This window comes from Corallococcus sp. AB049A (assembly GCF_003668885.1).
Lineage (GTDB): Bacteria > Myxococcota > Myxococcia > Myxococcales > Myxococcaceae > Corallococcus > Corallococcus interemptor.
On record NZ_RAWL01000147.1, the window covers coordinates 1 to 18,915 of the forward strand.

The 18,915-nt window shown below is 67.8% G+C and carries 12 protein-coding genes, 1 tRNA gene and 1 pseudogene; 9 read left to right on the plus strand and 5 right to left on the minus strand.

Annotated elements, in window-relative coordinates; translation table 11 throughout:
* From D7X55_RS17575 to D7X55_RS17590, 4 genes and pseudogenes are all read left to right on the plus strand, one after another.
* Positions 1-492 (plus strand): annotated as a pseudogene (locus D7X55_RS17575) (DNA primase); the annotation flags it as partial.
* A 90-nt stretch (positions 493-582) separates the two neighbouring features.
* Positions 583-2,703, plus strand: coding sequence for an RNA polymerase sigma factor RpoD (rpoD, locus tag D7X55_RS17580; protein WP_120549104.1), 2,121 nt, complete (start codon positions 583-585; stop codon positions 2,701-2,703).
* A gap of 92 nt (positions 2,704-2,795) precedes the next feature.
* Entirely contained in the window at positions 2,796-3,128 is a 333-nt protein-coding gene (locus tag D7X55_RS17585; protein ID WP_120549105.1) for an MGMT family protein, read from the plus strand.
* A gap of 29 nt (positions 3,129-3,157) precedes the next feature.
* A tRNA-Ile gene (locus D7X55_RS17590) sits at positions 3,158-3,230 on the plus strand.
* 158 nt (positions 3,231-3,388) lie between these two features.
* On the opposite strand, the gene D7X55_RS17595 is transcribed toward D7X55_RS17590, so the two are convergent.
* The 3 genes from D7X55_RS17595 to D7X55_RS17605 all read right to left on the minus strand — a co-directional run bounded on the left by D7X55_RS17595 (position 3,389) and on the right by D7X55_RS17605 (position 7,189).
* The gene (locus D7X55_RS17595; RefSeq protein WP_158616230.1) at positions 3,389-3,871 is read right to left on the minus strand and encodes a DUF3592 domain-containing protein; all 483 of its coding nucleotides are present in this window, start codon (positions 3,869-3,871) and stop codon (positions 3,389-3,391) included.
* 101 nt (positions 3,872-3,972) lie between these two features.
* Positions 3,973-4,812 (minus strand): hypothetical protein, encoded by an 840-nt coding sequence (locus tag D7X55_RS17600; RefSeq protein WP_121723664.1) that lies wholly within the window; start codon positions 4,810-4,812, stop codon positions 3,973-3,975.
* Between the two features lie 283 nt (positions 4,813-5,095).
* Positions 5,096-7,189, minus strand: a complete 2,094-nt coding sequence (locus tag D7X55_RS17605) for an RCC1 repeat-containing protein (RefSeq protein WP_233609902.1) — start codon at positions 7,187-7,189, stop codon at positions 5,096-5,098.
* A 260-nt stretch (positions 7,190-7,449) separates the two neighbouring features.
* Here D7X55_RS17605 and D7X55_RS17610 point away from each other — a divergent pair, with 260 nt between their 5' ends.
* A complete protein-coding gene (locus tag D7X55_RS17610) occupies positions 7,450-9,612 on the plus strand; it encodes a hypothetical protein (protein ID WP_121723665.1) in 2,163 nt (720 codons plus the stop codon).
* 124 nt (positions 9,613-9,736) lie between these two features.
* Positions 9,737-14,587 (plus strand): ELWxxDGT repeat protein, encoded by a 4,851-nt coding sequence (locus D7X55_RS17615; RefSeq protein ID WP_158626386.1) that lies wholly within the window; start codon positions 9,737-9,739, stop codon positions 14,585-14,587.
* Between the two features lie 51 nt (positions 14,588-14,638).
* Here D7X55_RS17615 and D7X55_RS17620 read toward each other — a convergent pair whose 3' ends face one another.
* Positions 14,639-15,478, minus strand: a complete 840-nt coding sequence (locus D7X55_RS17620) for a hypothetical protein (RefSeq protein WP_121723667.1) — start codon at positions 15,476-15,478, stop codon at positions 14,639-14,641.
* 210 nt (positions 15,479-15,688) lie between these two features.
* On the opposite strand from D7X55_RS17620, the gene D7X55_RS17625 reads away from it, so the two are divergent.
* Positions 15,689-16,903: a methyltransferase gene (locus D7X55_RS17625; protein ID WP_121723668.1), complete on the plus strand. Its 1,215-nt coding sequence runs from the start codon at positions 15,689-15,691 to the stop codon at positions 16,901-16,903.
* Positions 16,904-16,913: 10 nt separating this feature from the next.
* On the opposite strand, the gene D7X55_RS17630 is transcribed toward D7X55_RS17625, so the two are convergent.
* Positions 16,914-17,342 carry a tellurite resistance TerB family protein gene (locus D7X55_RS17630; protein WP_120549109.1) on the minus strand — a complete coding sequence of 143 codons (429 nt, stop codon included), beginning with the start codon at positions 17,340-17,342 and terminating at the stop codon, positions 16,914-16,916.
* A gap of 183 nt (positions 17,343-17,525) precedes the next feature.
* On the opposite strand from D7X55_RS17630, the gene D7X55_RS17635 reads away from it, so the two are divergent.
* Complete coding sequence (locus tag D7X55_RS17635) at positions 17,526-18,389, plus strand: hypothetical protein (protein ID WP_121723669.1); 864 nt, start codon at positions 17,526-17,528, stop codon at positions 18,387-18,389.
* Positions 18,390-18,482: 93 nt separating this feature from the next.
* Positions 18,483-18,902 (plus strand): VOC family protein, encoded by a 420-nt coding sequence (locus tag D7X55_RS17640; RefSeq protein WP_121723670.1) that lies wholly within the window; start codon positions 18,483-18,485, stop codon positions 18,900-18,902.
* The last annotated feature ends 13 nt before the right edge of the window (positions 18,903-18,915 follow it).

Here is an 18,915-nt window from a genome sequence, read left to right on the forward strand (position 1 = left end):
GTGCCCAAGCCCCAGGCGGAGCGCCCCCCGCCGGAGTCCGAAGCGCTCTATGTGGCCGCAATCCTTCGGGATTCCCGGCTGCTCGCCCGGGACACCTTCCGCGTGTGTGATGAGCTGTCCCACATGGGGCTGCGGATGGTGCTGGCCCAGGCCACGTCCGGGCGCGGGCTGGAGGAGGCGCTCTTCGAGGCCTCCGAGGTCGTCAAGCGGACGCTCCTGGAGGCCGGCCGCCGGCTCTCTCCGGGGGGAATGGAGCTGGAAACGGAGTTCGTCCTCGCCTGTCGCGACATCATGAAGAAGCGCATTGACGAGCGGCTCGTTTATATAAAGCGAGCGACGGAACAGACGCAGGGGGCTTTTGATTTGACAGAGGAGACGCGATTGCTCCTGTCCGAGCGCAAGGAGCTGCTCGCCCTCCGCAAGCGCGTCCTGGATGAGCTGTCCCCCGCTTCCTCGCCAACGGGAACAAAGGGACCAATGCAACCGGTTTGAGTTCGCGTTTGTAAGAAAGCTCGACTTTGCGGTAGATCGGCCGGCTCGCCCAGGCCAAAGCACCTGATTTTCTTAAGGAGAAGTACCCGAATGCCGACGCAGAAGCCCCCCAAGGCATCCGTGAAGCCCACCAAGAAGAAGGTGGACCCGGTGATCCGCAAGAAGAAGGCCCCGGACAGCCCTGCGGCGAAGGTCACGAAGGCAGCGGAGCCTGAGGAGAAGGAGCTGCTGGCGAAGGACGCCCCCGCCGAGGCGCCCGAGAAGGTCAAGAAGAAGAAGGGCGTCGCCGCCATGGCCGACGACGTGGACCCCGAGGAGGCCGCGGAGGAAGCCGCCGCCGCCGTCCAGGTGGACCCGGACGCCGTGGAAGACGACGTGGAGGAGGATCCCGTCGCCGAGCGCAAGGAGGTCAAGGACCTGCTGGCCGCGGGCCGCGAGAAGGGCTTCCTCACCTATGACGAGGTGAACGACGCCCTCCCCGCCGACATCGTGTCGTCCGATCAGATCGACGACGTGATGAGCATGTTCGGCGACAACGACATCGAGATCGTGGACGCGCAGAAGGCCGCGCAGTCCAACGAGATCAAGCCCACCGTCGCCGTCGAGGAAGAGAAGGAAGACCAGGACGAGGACGAGAAGGACGAGGACGACGAGCCGGGCGGCAAGTCCAACGATCCTGTCCGCCTCTACCTGCGCAAGATGGGCAGCGTCAGCCTCCTCACCCGCGAGGGCGAGGTGGAGATCGCCAAGCGCATCGAAGAGGGCGAGAAGGAAGTCCTGCGCGCGCTGCTCGCCTGCCGCGTCGCCGTGGCGGACATCCTGGACATCAGCAACCGCCTGAAGACGGGCAAGCTGCGCGTGCGCGACGTCATCAAGGACGCGCCCGAAGAGGCCCAGTCGGAGAACGCGGAAGAGCCCGCCGACGAAGCAGCCGAGGGCGACGCCCCCGCGCAGCTGGCGCAGAGCGAGCTCAACAAGATCGAGCAGATCTCCAAGCAGATTGAGCGCTTCCGCAAGTTCGCCAAGGACTGCGAGGTCCTGGAGGAGGAGCTCTCCGGGAAGAAGAAGCTCACGGAGGTCCGCAAGAAGGAGCTGAAGCAGGAGGTGAAGGACCTCAGGACCAAGATGATGGAGGTCCTGGAGGAGATGCGGCTGAACAAGAAGCAGGTGGACCGCATCGTCGTGAACCTCAAGGGCCTCATCGAGCGCGTGGAGAAGGCGGAGGAGGAGCTTGGGGACCTGGAGCGCCGCTACCAGGTCAACATGAAGGACCTGCGCCCGCAGCTCAAGGAGTCGCGCGAGAACCCGAACATCGCCAAGAAGCTCCAGAAGCAGCTCAACTTCACCCCTGAGCAGCTGGAGGTCCTGGACCGCGACGTGCGCACGGCGGTGCGGAAGATCAAGCGCGTGGAGGAGGAGGCCAACCTCCCCGTGGACGCGCTGCGCCGCAACTACGACGCCATCCGTCTGGGTGAGAAGCGCGCCGAGCGCGCCAAGAGCGAGCTGGTGGAGGCGAACCTGCGCCTCGTGGTCTCCATCGCGAAGAAGTACACGAACCGCGGCCTGCAGTTCCTGGACCTCATCCAGGAGGGCAACATCGGCCTGATGAAGGCGGTGGACAAGTTCGAGTACAAGCGCGGCTACAAGTTCTCGACGTACGCCACCTGGTGGATCCGTCAGGCCATCACCCGCGCCATCGCGGACCAGGCCCGCACCATCCGCATCCCGGTGCACATGATCGAGACCATCAACAAGCTCATCCGCACGAGCCGCTACCTCGTGCAGGAGATTGGCCGCGAGCCGACGCCGGAAGAGATCGCGGAGAAGATGGAGCTGCCGCTCGACAAGGTGCGCAAGGTCCTGAAGATCGCCAAGGAGCCCATCTCCCTGGAGACGCCCATTGGCGAGGAAGAGGACAGCCACCTGGGCGACTTCATCGAGGACAAGAGCCTGGTGTCGCCCGCGGACGCGGTCATCAACATGAACCTGGCCGAGCAGACGCGGAAGGTGCTGGCCACGCTCACGCCGCGCGAGGAGAAGGTCCTGCGCATGCGCTTCGGCATTGGCGAGAAGAGCGACCACACGCTGGAAGAGGTGGGCCAGGACTTCGAGGTGACGCGCGAGCGCATCCGCCAGATTGAGGCCAAGGCGCTGCGCAAGCTGCGCCACCCCAGCCGCTCCAAGCGCCTGCGCTCCTTCGTGGAGAGCTGAAGCCGCTGAAGTAGACTGTTGAGCCCGGAGGCCTCCGTTCCCTCAAGTGGACCGGGGGCCTTCGTCGTTTTCCGCCCTGAGTGAGGTGCGCCGTGGCCGCGAAGAAGCCCGCCCAAGAGCCCCTGCCCTTCTCCGAGAGCGTGATGAAGCAGGTGCGCTCCATTCCCCGGGGAGAGGTGCGCTCCTACGCGCAGGTGGCCATCTACGCGGGCAGGCCGGGCGCGGCGCGAGGCGTGGGGCGGGAGCTGAAGCACCTGCCGGGGCAGGCCACGCAGGTGCCCTGGTGGCGGGTCATCCGTTCAGACGGGACGCTGGCACCCCCGGTGGCGCACGAGCAGGCGAAGCGCCTGCGCGCGGAGGGCGTCACCGTGACGGAGAAGGGGCAGGTGTTCCGCGTGGTGAAGAAGGACGGCAAGGGTTTATAGTCCGCGCGCGTCTGGCGTCAGAGACATGAGGGCCCTTAGCTCAGCGGTTAGAGCTGTCGGCTCATAACCGATTGGTCCCTGGTTCGAATCCAGGAGGGCCCAATTCCCCTCACCTTCCGCCTGTTGTCTTGGGAGCCTCCATGGAGGCGCCAGGGCGGAGCTCTGTCCCACCGCGACGATCGAGTGGGCCCGCATGTGAACCCGGAACTCGAAGCTCAGCGCTTGTCAGGTGAAGCCGCGGCCCTCCCTGTTCAAGGTGCCTACCAGCCCGTGCCCGGCACCCCGACGATGAATGGGGCCAGGAGGATGAAGATTCCGAAGGCTCCCAGCATGCCCAGGCCCAGCCACAGGTTCTCCCCGGGCAGCACCACGTGCCGCGGCTGCTCCGGGTTGTAGAGCACCTCGAGCGTGTCTCCTGGCTTGAAGTTGAGGGCCTTGCCCGTATGCAGCCCGATCTCCAGGAGGTCCCCTCCGTCGCCCGGACGGATGAGCACCCAGAGCCCGTACAGGTGCCTGCGGCGGAACTCCTTGTCGCGCATCATTTCCACCCCGTCGCCCCGCCTGAAGTGGTGCGCGAAGTCCTCTCCCCCCACGACCCAGCTCACCTCGGCCGGCAACCGGAAGGCGCCTCGCTGGAAGCGCACCAGCTTCATCGACTGGTAGGCCACGAACGCGAGGATGAGCACGCCCGGCATGAGCGCGCAGAGCAGCCCCATGGCATCGGGAGTGACGTGTGTCGACATGGCGGCTCCTTCATCACGCTGAAGCCGGCGGAGCATAACCTGGACGGAGCCGCTGCCGCCGCACGCACGGTCTACCCGTGCGTGCGGTCCATCTCCCTCGCCTACTTCTCGCGGGCCGTGGTCTCACCCGTGAGGGTGAACTGGGTGGCCGCCGCGGTCACGTCCACGGCGGTGAAGCCCACGGACGCCGGCGTCCCGCTGCCCGGCAGCTCGATGAGATCAATGCGGTCGCCCGTCACGAGCTTGCCGTCGATCTCCACCTGGAACGGGTCGCTGGCCGACCCCACGGAGAACGGGCCGTAGGAGCCGCCGCCGTAGAAGCTCCAGCCGGGCGCCGTCACCAGCGTGCCATCCATGTCCAGCTGGAGCCGGTCGTTGAAGCCCACGTTGCACGGGTACCAGTAGGACGCGAAGTCCCACCACCAGGGCCGCATGAAGCGGTCGTAGTTGTTGAAGTTGATGCCCTTCGCGACCAGGGCCCCGCGCGAATACACGGCCGCCGCGTAGTGCGCGCCGCCCTTCGTGCCCGGGAAGGTGGGCTCCAGGACCATCTGATCCTTGGACCCGCCCAGCCCGATGCGCAGCGTGCTGATCACCCGGGTGCCGTCGCGCGCCGTGAGGAACAGGCCCTGCTCCTTCGCACCGATACCGCCGATGGCCGCCTCCATCCGCCACGCCGAGGCACGCGGGAACTGGCTGGAGAAGCCGTCCTGCCTCACCGTGTTCAGCCCGGCAACGTCGATGCTCTTCGTTCCGGACTTCAGCGTCGCGTTGCCGGTCGCGCAGTTCCGGATGCCATTGAAGCCATCGATGCACTGCGTGGCGCTTGCCTCCTGCGCCATCAGCGTGTCGCCCTCGGAAGCCGTCCCTTCACCACAACCCACCGCCGCCATGCACAGGAGAGAGGCCGCCATCAGGCGACCCTTGATCTGGATGTTCATCGAGCTGAACCTCATTTGAGGGGATGACTGCTTGCCGGCACGGGGGGCCGGCCCCCACCCCCATTGCAGTCCCCACGCCACACGCCGCTCACTCGGAGGGGCAGGCGTGGGGAGCGCCCACCGTGGCTCGATGGGTCACAACGCGCCGCCCATCCGTAACCCTTCGGTTTACAAGCACGCGGAGAGCGGCGGCGCATGGGATGGTGCGGCATGGATTTCCAGGCGCGACTCGAAGCGCTCACGCACCACCTCCGGCCGCGTGCACCACCGAGCCGGCCCTACCTCAGGGAACGCGAACGGGGCGGGTGAACCACATGGCCGTGCCGTCTCCCAGCTCGCCCGCGCTGTTCGAGCCCCAGGCACTCACGCTTCCATCCATGCGCAACGCCAGCGAATGAAACTCCCCCACGGCCAGCACGGCCGTCCCCACGGCGCCAGGGGCCCGGACCGGAGACAGGCGCGTCAGGGTGGTCCCCTCCCCCAGTTGCCCATAGTTGTTGTTTCCCCATCCCCAAAGGCTCCCGTCCGACCGGAGCGCCAGGGAATGATTGCGGCCAGCGGCCAGCGTCACCACGTTCGTCAGGCCCGGGACCTTCGCGGGAAACATGCCCGTGTTCTGCGTTCCGTCTCCCAGCTGCCCATCGAGGTTATACCCCCAGGCATGGACGGCTCCGTCCATTCCCAGTGCCAGGGAATGAAATCCGCTGGCGCTCAGCGCCATCACGTTTGACAGTCCGTCGATCCTGGCAGGCACGCTTCGAGACACATAAGTCCCGTCCCCAAGCTGCCAAAAACCATTCGAGCCCCACCCCCAGACAGTGCCGTCCGAACGAAGGGCCAGGACATGACTGGCCCCGGCGGCGATGGCCACCACATCCGTTACCCCGAGCGCTTGGACGGGGAACAGGTGGGCAACGGTGGTGCCATCCCCCAGCTGGCCCAGGCTGTTATTCCCCCAGGCCCAGACGGTGCCATCCGCGAGCAAGGCCACGGAGAAACCGTCTCCTCCGGCCACGGCGGCGGCATTCAAGACCCCGGCGACCCTCGTCGGGAGAGGTCGATCCGTCGTCGTGCCGTCTCCCAGTTGCCCCGACCAATTCTTTCCCCAGGCCCAGACGGATCCATCCATCGCCACCGCGAGTGAGTGACTGAACCCCGTCCCCAAAGCCACGATGTCCCGCAGGCCAGGCACCTGTGTTGGCACGATGGTGGAAGACCTGGAACCGTCACCCACGGGGCCCCCTCGTTCATGAGCCCCCCAGGCCCAGACGGATCCGTCCGAACGCAATGCCACCGAAAAACCAGTTCCCACATTCAGGGCGACGACATCCGTGAGTCCGGCCACGGCGACCGGGGACTTCCGAAAGACGGTCTCTCCTTGCCCCAGCGCTCCGCCAACATTCAACCCCCACCCCCAGATCGATCCATCCGAACACAGCGCGAAAGAGATCAGATGGTTCGCTGAAAGGGCCACCGCGTTCTTCAATCCTGACACCTGAACAGGGGCAAGCCGCCGCAACTCGGTGTCATCCCCCAGCTGGCCATACCAGTTGTCGCCCCAGGTCCAGACTGTTCCGTCGGAGCGAAGCGCCAACGAATGGGTTGTCCCGGTCTCCACGGAGATCACCCCGGTCAGTCCAGGAACAGGCGCTGGAAACCACTGGCTGTAGATCGTCCCATTCCCCACCTGCCCGTAGTAGTTCTGCCCCCAGGCCCAGACCGAGCCATCGGAGCGCAGCACCAACGAATGACCGCCGCCAGCCGCCACGGCGACCACGTTCGTCAGGCCCATCACCCGGACAGGCGATTCTCGCGGTGTCGTTGAGCCCTCTCCAAGCCTGCCATCGCTGGACTCTCCCCAAGCCCACACGGTCCCGTCGCTCCGCAGCGCGAGCGAGTGGGATCCCCCCGCCGCCACCGCCACCACGTTCGACAGCCCGGGGACCTTCACGGGGAACAAGCGCCGCGTCCGGGTTCCATCGCCCAGTTGTCCGCTGTTATTGCCACCCCAGGCCCAAACAGAGCCGTCTGACTGCAACGCCAACGCATGAGTGAATCCCGAACTGATGGCCGTGATGTTTGAAACCATTGGCACCTGGGATGGCGTCGGGCGGCGGATCGTGGTGCCATCACCCGCTTGCCCGTAATCATTCCCACCCCAGGCCCAGACCGTTCCGTCGGAGCGCAGGGCCAGGGAGTGGGCCCACTCCGCATCCACCGCGACGATGTTCGACAATCCCGGCACGAGCTGCGGGAGATAGCCATAGCCATCCAGGACTCCCAGACCCAGCTGCCCACCGTCATTCGCGCCCCAGGACCACACGCTCCCGTCCCGGGTGACACCCAGGCCGTGCCGCATGCCTCCCGCCACGGCCATGAACGGAGGAGCCTTCACACTCCGGGTATGTCTTGAACCTGGGTCGTCAATCCCCGCCGGTGCCCCCGCCGCCGCGGGGTTTCCCATGAGAACCACGGGGAGACTGAGTGCAACGACCCACCAGGATGCCTTCAGGAATTTTCGCATGGCTCCAGCATACCCATACGCACTCCGGGTATTCCAGAAATGTCAGACGGTCATGTCAGGGTATCCCGCGTTGGTGGACATCCCCACCAACGCAGTGATGGAGACATACCGCGATGATGCAATACCAGACGCGAATCCCCTCCCTCAGTCAGGTCACCGCCACCCACTACACCCCCGGCGCGGACCATCTGTACTACACGGATGTCGGCACCGGTGAGGTGTGGTGGATGCCCGTCAACCCCGCCACCCAGCTCGTGTCCCGGAGCCAGGTGGTCGCCAAGGGCCAGCAGATCAACCTCAACGTCTTCGCCACGGCGGACGTCCAGTGGGACACCGCCGGCGCCAACCTGGTGGCCCGCAACTTCGCCCGCATCCTGCCGCTGACGGGCGTCAATTCGCTGGCGGAGATCACGCCCGCGAGCCTGGAGGCCGCCAACTGGGCGTCGGTGCCGAACAACAACTCCGTGCCTGAGAACGGGTCGTCCACCACCGGGCGCTTCTACGCCGTCCGCATCAACTACGCGTCGGAGTACCACTACGCCAAGCTGCGCATCTACAAGCTGGGCGCCCAGACGTGGATGGAGTGGGTGACCTACACCCTCAGCCCCAATCCCTACCGCGTCGGCGCGGGGCTCTCGGACGTGAGAGACCTGGTTGTCTCCGAATACGAGACGGCCTTGTACGTCAGCGCCCTGGACGTGAACTCCGGGCTCTACAGCGTCCTCTCCTCGCCGCGGACGAGCAGCGCGCTCAGCCCCTACCCCGAGTTCAGCATCCAGCCGCAGCCCGTCACCTACGAGCCCCTGGATGAGCCCCAGCAGCTGGTCCTGGATGGGGAGTTCATCTACGTGGTGGATGCCCACAAGCTCTGGCGCATCAACCTCGCCACGCAGGAGACGTATGCCGTCGTGACGGGCTTCTCCAACGGCAAGGGCCTGCTCCTGTCCAGCAGCGGCCCCTCGCTGATGGCCTACATCGCGGAGTCCAGCGGCAAGGTCTTCGCCGTGGACATCTCCGACTACGTCGGGGGAAGCACGCCCATCCAGGTCTCGCTTCCGGCCTACCAGCTCAGCACCACGCAGCTGGGCTTCCTCGCCTGGGCCAACCCGGAGCGCAGCGCGTTCTACGTCCCCCTCACCGACACGCGGGAGGTGGCTCGCGTCGACCTGCTCACCGGGGGCATCACCACGGAAGGCACCACGCTCACCCCGGCCCCCGGGCCCTCCAGCATCGAGGTCTTTTCCGACAGCACGCTGTACGTGGCGTGCACGACGGAGATGGGCCGGTTCACCCGCTCCATCACCGTGTCCAACGTGCTGATGCTGGGCATTGGCCTGATTCCGTTCGACTACATCAACAACTCCGTCCAGAACCCCGCCACGCCTGGGCCGGACGACGGCAAGGCCAACACCAGCTCCGCGCCCGGCTACTACTTCAGCGGCTACCCCAACCTGCCCTTCGGCGGGGACCTGAGCCTGATGCTCAACCACCCGCTGGCCTGGAACAGCGGGGTCCGGTTCTACAGCGTGAAGCTCAAGAACCTGGCGTCGGGGCTCACGCGCTCCATCGTGGACACGTTCTACGACTTCAAGTGGGACGCGACCGCCGCGCCGCCCCGCTTCAACAACCAGCCCACCGCCTCCACCGGAGGCCTGTTCCCCATCCGCGACCCGGCGGACCTCTGGTACAACGCCTACCTGGGCCTGCTGCTGAGGACCACCACCGCGGACAACGGCCACAACGTCCTGACGGTGGACTTCTTCGACGCCAACAAGCAGCCCATCCCGAGCGGCTCCTTCTCGCGGCTGCTCTTCGTTGACAACACCCGCTGCGGCGTCCGTCTGGAGTTGCCGCGCGTGGGCTCCAGCACCACGCCGCCCACGGCGGGCGTGTACCCCACGCTGGAGTGCGGCTGCCTGGCGTACGTGACCAAGAACGACCTGGTGGAACTGGACTTCACCGCGTGGCAGCCCCAGGGCTCCGGCACCTACAGCCTGCGCGTGTCCGGAGGGAGCGGGAACATCCCGCTGCTCGCGCAGGACGGGGTCGTCACCCAGGCGCCGACGCTCGTCACCAAGTCGCAGACGTCCGCCAGCAAGCCCATCCGCGTGGGCCACATCCTGGGCAACTGCGACGTGGCGAACGTGTCCATCGGACTGAGCGTGCCGTCGCGGGTCATCGACGGGTTCGGCTGGGTGAACCTGGGCGCCTCGACCTCCCGGTACTTCACCCTCATCAAGGGCCCCATCAGCCACACGCCCTGGACGGAGCCGTAGCCTCCTGAAGCCCCAGCCGCCGCACGCACGGTCACTCCGTGCGTGCGGCCGGTTCTCCCTGACCCGGATTGCTCTTCCCTCCTGCGTCCGGGATGCTTCCCTCCGACGTTTCGAAGGGATGGGGATGCACGAACAGAGACGAGGGGGAGTCCAGGCGCAATGCCTGATCATCAGCCTGGTGGTTGTACTCACGGCGGCGGGCTGTGGTGACGCGCCGGAGGCAGCGGGCTCCGTGGACACTCGGGCCTCGCGGCTCTTGGGGACAGGAGGCACTCCTCCGGTGGCGGAGCTGCTGGCGGACATCTGGCCGGGCGACTCCGACTCCAACCCCACCACCCTGACGAACGTCAACGGCACGCTCTACTTCGAAGCCACCGAATTCCTCATCGGCGGTCAGCCGTGGAAGAGCGACGGCACCGCGGCCGGCACCGTGCGCCTCAAGTCCATCTCCTCGCTTCCCAGCGCGGGGCCGGTGTCCTTCACGGCGGTCGGCAACACCGTGTTCTTCAGCGCCGACGATGGCTGGTTCGGCCGCGAGCTGTGGAAGACGGACGGCACCTCGGCCGGCACCGTGCTCGTTGAAAACATCTACAGGGAGGCGGCGGTGGGCACCCCCAACGCCCACTCCAATCCGTCCTGGCTCACGCCGATGAACGGGACGCTCTACTTCACCGCGACGGATGAGGCCGGGACCGACCGACTGTGGAAGAGCAACGGGTTCGACTGGGGGACCACCGCCGTCCAGCTCTATACGTATCCCGGGGCGCGGGCATCCTCCTGGCTCACGAACCTCAACGGCACCCTCGTCTTCGTGGCGAGCACCACCAACCTGGGCTTCGAGCTGTGGCGCAGCGACGGCACCGAGGCCGGCACCGCGCTCATCCAGGACTTCAATCCCGGCAGTGGCAGCTTCGTGCCTCCCTACATCCCACCGCTGCTCACGGTCTCGAACGGCTCCATCTTCTTCAAGGGCGATAACGGAACTTCCGGGTTCGAGCTGTGGAAGACCGACGGCACCGCGGCGGGCACGCAGCTCGTGCGGGATATCTGGCCCGGCGCCGGAGGCTCCCACCCTTCCGGATTCCTGGATGTGAATGGCACGCTGTACTTCATCGCTTCGGATGCCTCCACCGGCGACGAGCTGTGGAAGACGGACGGCACCCCGGCGGGCACCGTGCGCGTGAAGGACATCCGGCCCGGAAATCTGGGGTCCTCGCCGTCCTCGCTCACCGCCGTGGGCAACACCGTCTACTTCCTCGCGGATGACGGCGTCAGCGGCAGGGAGCTGTGGAAGACGGACGGCACCGACGCAGGCACCGTGCGCGTCCGGGACATCCTCCCCGGGACCGCGAGCCCCTCGCTGGCCTCGCTCACCGCCGTGGGCTCCACCCTGTTCTTCGTGGCGGATGACGGCGTCAGCGGCAAGGAGCTGTGGAAGACGGACGGAACTGCCGCCGGCACCGTGCGCGTGAAGGACATCTGGCCCGGCGCCATCGGGTCCGCCCCCTCGTCCCTGGTCCAGCGCAACGGCTTCCTCTACTTCGCGGCGGATGACGGCGTGTATGGCCGGGAGCTGTGGATGAGCGACGGCACCGAGGCGGGAACCGTGCTGCTGCGCAACATCCACACGACGCCACGAAATTCGTTTCCGGCGTCCATGATGGACCTGAACGGCACGCTCCTCTTCACGGCCATCAACGGCGTTCATGGCCGCGAGCTGTGGAAGACCGACGGCACGGCGGCGGGGACCGTTCTCCTCAAGGACATCAACCCCGGCCCCGCGAGTGCGTCTCCGACGGGATTCGTCCGGGTGGAGGACACGCTCTATTTCGCCGCGGAGGATGCGGCGGGCGGCGCCGAGCTGTGGAAGACGGATGGAACGTCTGCGGGCACCGTGCGAGTGAAGGACATCCGCCCCGGGGCTACCGGCTCGCTGAACCTCCAGGACGTCGTCCTCACGCGCGTTGGACGCACGCTCTACTTCGCGGCGGATGACGGTGTCAGCGGCAAGGAGCTCTGGAAGACGGACGGCACCGAGACCGGCACCGTGCGCGTCAAGGACATCCGCGCCGGGGCCACGGGGTCCATCACCCAGAGTGTTCCCGCGTTCGGCAACGTGGGCGGAGTGCTCTACTTCGCGGCGAACGACGGCACGAGCGGCCTGGAGCTGTGGAAGACGGACGGAACCTCCGCCGGCACCGTGCGCGTGAAGGACATCTGGCCCGGTGCCGCGGGCTCCGACCCCATTCGCTTCGCGGACGTGGCAGGCACGCTCTTCTTCATCGCCACGGATCCCACCTCCAGCTTCGAGCTGTGGAAGAGCGATGGGACGGAGGCCGGCACCGTGCGCGTGAAGGACATCAACCCCGGGTCTCCCTTCTCGTTCCCCGACAACTTCCTGGTCGTGGGCGGGACGCTCTATTTCACGGCGGAGGACGTCAGCTACGGCCGGGAGTTGTGGAAGAGCGATGGGACGGAGGCCGGCACGGTGCGCGTGAAGGACATCGCCCCGGGCGCGGCGCACTCCTATGTCTCCGAGCTCACGCCCTACCAGGGGCGGGTCTTCTTCGGCGCGGAGGACGGCTTGAGCGGCAGGGAGCTCTGGGTCACGGATGGGACGGAGGCGGGCACCGTGCGCGTGAAGGACATCCGGCCCGGGGCCGCGGGCTCGAGTCCGCAAGGTCTGAAGGTCATCGGGGATGCGCTCATCTTCAGTGCCTTCAGCGGATCCTCCGTGGGGTCCGAGATCTGGCAGTCGGATGGGACCGCGGAAGGGACGCAGCTGTTCCTCGCCATGCCGGGGACGGGCTCGTACCGGCCCACCGGGTTCGTCCTCAAGGGGGACACGCTGTACTTCCAGGGCAGTGATGCCACGCATGGGGCCGAGCTGTGGCACGCACGGCACGTCGTCGACGTGACGCCGCCCACGGTGACCTGCCCTACGTCCGTGGTGGCCTCGGCCACCGGTCCGCAGGGCGCGGCGGTGGAGTTCCCCTCCGCGACGGCGAGCGACGACAGCCCTGCCAGCCCCGCGTTGAGCTACAGCCATCCGAGCGGCAGCGTGTTCCCGCTGGGAGCCACGAACGTCACCGTCACGGCTCGGGACGCGGCCGGCAACAGCGCTGCCTGCTCCTTCCAGGTGACGGTGCGGGACACCACGGCGCCGGACCTGGTCTGTCCGGCGGACGTGTCGGCGCTGGCGACGGGCGACGATGGCGCGACGGTGGAGTACCCGGCGGCCACGGCCTCGGACGCCGTGTCCTCCGCGACGGTGGCCTACAGCCAGGCCTCCGGGACGACGTTCCCGGTGGGCACGACCGTCGTCACCGTCACGGCCACGGATGTCGCGGGCAATGCGTCCTCCTGCACGTTCCCGGTGACGGTGACGGAGACCGCGCCTCCGGCCATCACCTGTCCGGAGGATGTCTTCGCCGAAGCCGTCAGCGGCGAGGGCGCCTCGGTCCCCTACCCTCCCGCCGCCGCCACGGGGACGGGAGCGCTGTCGGTGACGTACAGCCAGGCGTCCGGCTCGGTCTTCCCCATGGGGGCGACGCGCGTCACCGCGATGGCGCGCGACGAGCGGGGACGCAGGGCGACGTGCGGCTTCACCGTCACCGTGCGCGACACGGTGGCGCCGGAGATGAGCTGCCCCCAGCCCCTCGTCGTGGAGGCCACTGGTGCGACGGACACGCGGGTGGACTATCCGGCCGTGCAGGCTTCGGATGCGGTCACGGCGACGCCTGCCGTGACCTACAGCCACGCGAGCGGGAGTGGGTTCGCGCTCGGGGAGACGCAGGTGGAGGTGACGGCGAAGGACGCGGCGGGCAACGCGTCCACGTGCACCTTCTCCGTCATCGTCGTGGACACCACTGCCCCCGCGCTCACGTGCCCGGTGGCAGTGGTGGCCGAGGCCACTGGAGCAATGGGAGCGTCGGTGGAGTACCCGGCGGTCTCCGCCATGGACACGGTGTCAGGGCCCGCGACGGTGCGTTACAGCCACGCTTCCGGCAATGGCTTCCCCCTGGGGCAGACGCCGGTCACCGTCACGGCCACGGATGCCGCGGGCAATGCGTCGTCCTGCGTCTTCACCGTCACCGTGCGGGACACGACGCCCCCCATGGTGGGGTGCGCCCCGGATGTCGTCGTGGAGGCCGAGGACGCCACGGGCGCGAACGTGACGTACTCCACCGCCGCCCCGTTCGATGCGGTCTCCGGCCCCGCCGTGACGATGACGTCCAGCGCGCCTCCGGGGTCTCGCTTCGCGCTTGGGGAGACGCCGGTGCGAATCACCGCCACGGATGCGGCTGGCAACACCGCCGCGTGCACCTTCACCGTCACCGTGCGTGACACGGTGGCGCCGGCACTGAGCTGTCCCCTGCCCCGCATCGTGGAGGCCGCCAGCGCGACGGCCACGCGGGTGGACTATCCGGCCGCTGTGGTTTCGGACGCCGTCACCAGCGCGTCCCGCGTGACGTACAGCCACCCGAGCGGCGCTGACTTCCCCCTGGGAGAGACGCAGGTGCGGGTGTCGGCGGAGGACGCGGCGGGCAACGCCTCCACGTGCACCTTCACCCTCACCGTGCGGGACACGACCGGGCCCGCACTGACCTGCCCGGCGAACGTCGTCGCCACGGCCACCAGCGTGAAGGGAACTCGCGTGGAGTATGCGGCGGCTGTCGCCACGGACGCGGTCTCCGCGCCAACGCTCGGCTACAGCCAGCCGTCGGGTTCGGTGTTCGAGCTGGGGACCACGACGGTCACCGTGACGGGGCAGGACGCGGCGGGCAATGCGTCCCACTGCACCTTCCAGGTGACGGTGAACCCCAAGCCCGTCACGGAGGAGGGGCCGCTGCCGCCTTCATGCTCCGGTTGTGCGTCCACGGACCCGGGCACCAGTGGCCTCGCCTGGAGCGCGGTGGCCATGCTGGCGTGGGGAGTGAGCCGTCGCCGCTCGCGCAGGACGGCAACCTCCTGAAGTCCCGGCCGCACGCACGGTCTACCCGTGCGTGCGGTCCATCTCCCTCGCCTACTTCTCGCGGGCCGTGGTCTCACCCGTGAGGGTGAACTGGGTGGCCGCCGCGGTCACGTCCACGGCGGTGAAGCCCACGGACGCCGGCGTCCCGCTGCCCGGCAGCTCGATGAGATCAATGCGGTCGCCCGTCACGAGCTTGCCGTCGATCTCCACCTGGAACGGGTCGCTGGCCGACCCCACGGAGAACGGGCCGTAGGAGCCGCCGCCGTAGAAGCTCCAGCCGGGCGCCGTCACCAGCGTGCCATCGATGTCCAGCTGGAGCCGGTCGTTGAAGCCCACGTTGCACGGGTACCAGTAGGACGCGAAGTCCCACCACCAGGGCCGCATGAAGCGGTCGTAGTTGTTGAAGTTGATGCCCTTCGCGACCAGGGCCCCGCGCGAATACACGGCCGCCGCGTAGTGCGCGCCGCCCTTCGTGCCCGGGAAGGTGGGCTCCAGGACCATCTGATCCTTGGACCCGCCCAGCCCGATGCGCAGCGTGCTGATCACCCGGGTGCCGTCGCGCGCCGTGAGGAACAGGCCCTGCTCCTTCGCACCGATACCGCCGATGGCCGCCTCCATCCGCCACGCCGAGGCACGCGGGAACTGGCTGGAGAAGCCGTCCTGCCTCACCGTGTTCAGCCCGGCAACGTCGATGCTCTTCGTTCCGGACTTCAGCGTCGCGTTGCCGGTCGCGCAGTTCCGGATGCCATTGAAGCCATCGATGCACTGCGTGGCGCTTGCCTCCTGCGCCATCAGCGTGTCGCCCTCGGACGCCGTCCCTTCACCACAACCCACCGCCGCCATGCACAGGAGAGAGGCCGCCATCAGGCGACCCTTGATCTGGATGTTCATCGAGCTGAACCTCATTTGAGGGGATGACTGCTTGCCGGCACGGGGGGCCGGCCCCCGCCCCCATTGCAGTCCCCACGCCACACGCCGCTCACTCGGAGGCGCAGGCTTGGGGAGCGCCCACCGTGGCTCGATGGGTCACAACGCGCCGCCCATCCGTAACCCTTCGAGTTACAAGCCCGCGGAGAGCGGCGGCGCATGGGATGGTGCGGCATGGACTTCCAGGCGCGACTCGCGGCGCTCACACAGCTGCTCCGGCCCTGGGCCCCGCTCTGGTCGCGCTCCATCCTCCAGGGCTGGCCCGAGTCCGGCGCCGCCTGGCCCGAGGACTGGCTGGCCCATGCCCGGTCGCTGGATGAAGCGGGCGAGCGGCAACTGGATCATGGCGTCCTCGTGGGCGCCCCGCCTCCGTCCCTGGTCTCGCTCCTTGGCACACTCCAGGAGCTGACCGCGCTGCCGTGGCATGAGGGCGTGCACGCACTGACGGTGTCGGAGACGCAGGGGCTCAGCGCCAAGAAGACCCATGAGCTCGAGCGGGTGCTCGCCCTGCTCGCGCCCCGGACGCGCTTCATCCACCAGGCGGTGGATATCGGTGGCGGCGTGGGACACCTCGCCCGCCTCTGTGCCCGGACGTTCGGGTGGACCTTCCACAGCATCGACCGGGACGGCGCGCTGCAGGACAAGGGGCAGCGTTGGCTGACGAAGTCACGCTCCTCCGGTGCGGGCACCCTGAGCTTCATTCAGGCCTCCGTCGAGGACGGGCTCCAGCCACGGATTGATCCACTCTTCTCCGGCGGGGACCGGGCCACCATCGGTCTGCACACCTGCGGGCCGCTCGCCCTCACGCAGATTCGCAAGAGCCAGGGGGCGGGCTTCGTGCTGAACGTCGGCTGCTGCTACGACAAGCTGGAGGCCCCGCGAGACTTCCCCGTCTCCCGCTTCGGGGGCGCGCATCCCCTTCCCTTCACTGCGCATGCCCTGGCGCTGACGACGCGGGGACGGCATCACAAGACCGACGTGGAGTTCGCGCGGATGAAGCAGGTGTACGCGTGGCGCTTCGCGTTTCATCTCCTGTCACGCCAGCGGTTTCCCGAGCTCGGCTTCGTGCGGGCAGGTGACGCGCCCCGGGCGCTCTATGCCGGACGCTTCGCCGCGTACGCGCGCGACCGCCTGGAGCGCCTGGGCCTCGAGCCCGGCATGACGGACTCCGCGTTGGAGGCCTTCGAGGTGTCCGTTCGCGCCGAGACGCGGAACCTGCTGCTCTGCCATCTGCTGAGGGACCGCTTCGCGAGAGCCTTGGAGGTCGTGCTCCTGCTCGATCGCGCGATCCTGCTGGAGGAGCTGGGCTTCCAGGTCGAGCTCCTCCAGCTTTTCGATCCACGCCTGTCTCCGCGCAACCTCGCGCTCGTCGCGTCGAGGGGCGCTTGAGCGGGCCTGCTCAGAGCATCTTCGCCATGATCTCGCGCTCGCGCTGATCGAGCTTGATTGAGTCGAGCGTCCAGTCGATGAGCTCGCCGGCGACCGAGGCGTCGAAGCCGAAGGCGCTGGCGGCCTCCTTCACCGACGCGCGCTCCTCGGTGGCGAGCTGTCCGTCGGCGCAGGCCACTTCGACGAGCATGCGCAGCAGGGAGGCGCGCAGCTCGCGGATTTCAATCTTGCTGACGATGTCGGTGAGCCGGCCGGGCTTCTGGAACTCCGCCTCGATGAGCGCGGCGACCTGCGGGTCGCGGGGCGACAGGCCGATGTTCAGCACCACCTCGTCGAGCTGCTGGCGCTCCTCGTCGGTGATGCGGCCATCGCTCGCCGCCACGTTGGCCATGGCCTGGACGAACGCCAGCAACTGCTCCTGGGGGTACTCGTGCGTCATCTCATCTCCTGGGTAGGCAGCACGTGGCTGACGGGAAACCCACGGACAGCCACGAAGCCGGACTGCTCGTGACCACAGGATAGTGGGCGCACATGAGGAGCGAAAACGGTTTCCGCCGGACGCGATGACGCGCAGGGACAAGCCCCCTCGCATCTTGGCACGGAACCCGTGACAATTCGCGGCATGACCCTGCGACGCTCGATTCTCTCCTTGTTGATTTTCTCCCTCGCGGTCGTGCCTGCCCTTTCCGCTTGTGGCTCCGATGACGGCGATACCCTGCCGGATGCGGGCACCAGACCCGACGCAGGCCCACCGCCCGACGCCGGTACCGGGTTCGACGCGGGCACCGAAGTGGACGCGGGCACCGAGTCCGACGCGGGTACCGAGCCCGATGCGGGCATCACTCCGGACGCTGGCACCACTCCCGATGCGGGCACTGAGCCCGATGCAGGCACCACCCCCGACGCAGGCTCCGAGCCCGACGCAGGCTCCGAGCCCGACGCGGGCTCCGAACCCGACGCGGGCACCAGCGCGGATGCAGGCACTGTCCTCTCCACCACCTGCGAGGGTACGTGCCAGGACACCGCGGTCACGGCCCGGATGTACGAAAACCAGGTGGTCCTGAACCACGCCTACTTCGGCTATGCGGGGCCGGAGAACGCCGGGGACCCCTGGATGCTGTGGATCGAACTCAGCAATGGCGCGACGGATGAGTGCCCGTCCGACACTTCGCCAACCCCCCCGCAGATCGCCACTCTCGAATTCGTGAAGGTACCGGTGGACACAACCCCGGAGACGGGCTCCACGGGGGGTAGACCGTCATCCGTGGTGTTCGACTTCGATGGCGCGCTCATGCCGCAGATCGCCGTTCGCAGTACGGGCCTCACCTTCACGCCAGTGGCGGCCTCGCTCTGCCCCAGCTGCATCGAGGCCGGGACGTTTCCCGCGAAGCACTTCGTGGCCTTCGACGTGAACGCCACCTACGCGAACGGCACCGTGTCCGGCCACGGGTACGCGACCTACTGCCCTTCGATGAACACCCTCTAGAACGACGGAGCGCCGGTCAGCCCTTGGGGCGCAGGAGGCGCCGGGTGGCGACGCGCACCACCCGGCCCTCTCGCGCGTGCTATCCCTGCCGCCATGAGCGACGAAAACCCGAGCATCCTGTCCCACGTCTCCATTGGCACGAACGACTTCGCGCGCGCCGTGGCCTTCTACGACGCGATCCTCACGCCGCTGGGATGCCGGCGGGTGTTGGAGTTCCCGAACGCGGTGGCCTACGGCCGCCAGTTCCCGGAGTTCTGGGTCCAGACCCCCATCGACGGGAAGCCCGCGACGGTGGGCAATGGCACGCACTTCTGCTTCCTCGCCACGTCGAAGCAGGCGGTGGATGCCTTCCACCAGGCGGCCCTCAAGGCGGGCGCCACCGATGACGGCGCCCCCGGCCCTCGGCCCCTGTATGGCCCGCCCTACTACGGGTGCTTCGTGAGGGATCCGGACGGCCACAAGATTGAAGCGAACTTCTGGGACGCGTCGCTCGGCGCCCACGAAGCCGTCTGAGCGAGCGGGGTGC

Bases quoted from the DNA above. Each gene is read 5' to 3' on its own strand.
- rpoD (WP_120549104.1), top strand. From the start codon at position 583: ATGCCGACGCAGAAGCCCCCCAAGGCATCCGTGAAGCCCACCAAGAAG.
- D7X55_RS17595 (WP_158616230.1), bottom strand. From the start codon at position 3,871: ATGTCGACACACGTCACTCCCGATGCCATGGGGCTGCTCTGCGCGCTC.
- D7X55_RS17600 (WP_121723664.1), bottom strand. From the start codon at position 4,812: ATGAACATCCAGATCAAGGGTCGCCTGATGGCGGCCTCTCTCCTGTGC.
- D7X55_RS17605 (WP_233609902.1), bottom strand. From the start codon at position 7,189: ATGGCCGTGGCGGGAGGCATGCGGCACGGCCTGGGTGTCACCCGGGAC.
- D7X55_RS17610 (WP_121723665.1), top strand. From the start codon at position 7,450: ATGATGCAATACCAGACGCGAATCCCCTCCCTCAGTCAGGTCACCGCC.
- D7X55_RS17615 (WP_158626386.1), top strand. From the start codon at position 9,737: ATGCACGAACAGAGACGAGGGGGAGTCCAGGCGCAATGCCTGATCATC.
- D7X55_RS17620 (WP_121723667.1), bottom strand. From the start codon at position 15,478: ATGAACATCCAGATCAAGGGTCGCCTGATGGCGGCCTCTCTCCTGTGC.
- D7X55_RS17625 (WP_121723668.1), top strand. From the start codon at position 15,689: ATGGACTTCCAGGCGCGACTCGCGGCGCTCACACAGCTGCTCCGGCCC.
- D7X55_RS17630 (WP_120549109.1), bottom strand. From the start codon at position 17,342: ATGACGCACGAGTACCCCCAGGAGCAGTTGCTGGCGTTCGTCCAGGCC.
- D7X55_RS17635 (WP_121723669.1), top strand. From the start codon at position 17,526: ATGACCCTGCGACGCTCGATTCTCTCCTTGTTGATTTTCTCCCTCGCG.
- D7X55_RS17640 (WP_121723670.1), top strand. From the start codon at position 18,483: ATGAGCGACGAAAACCCGAGCATCCTGTCCCACGTCTCCATTGGCACG.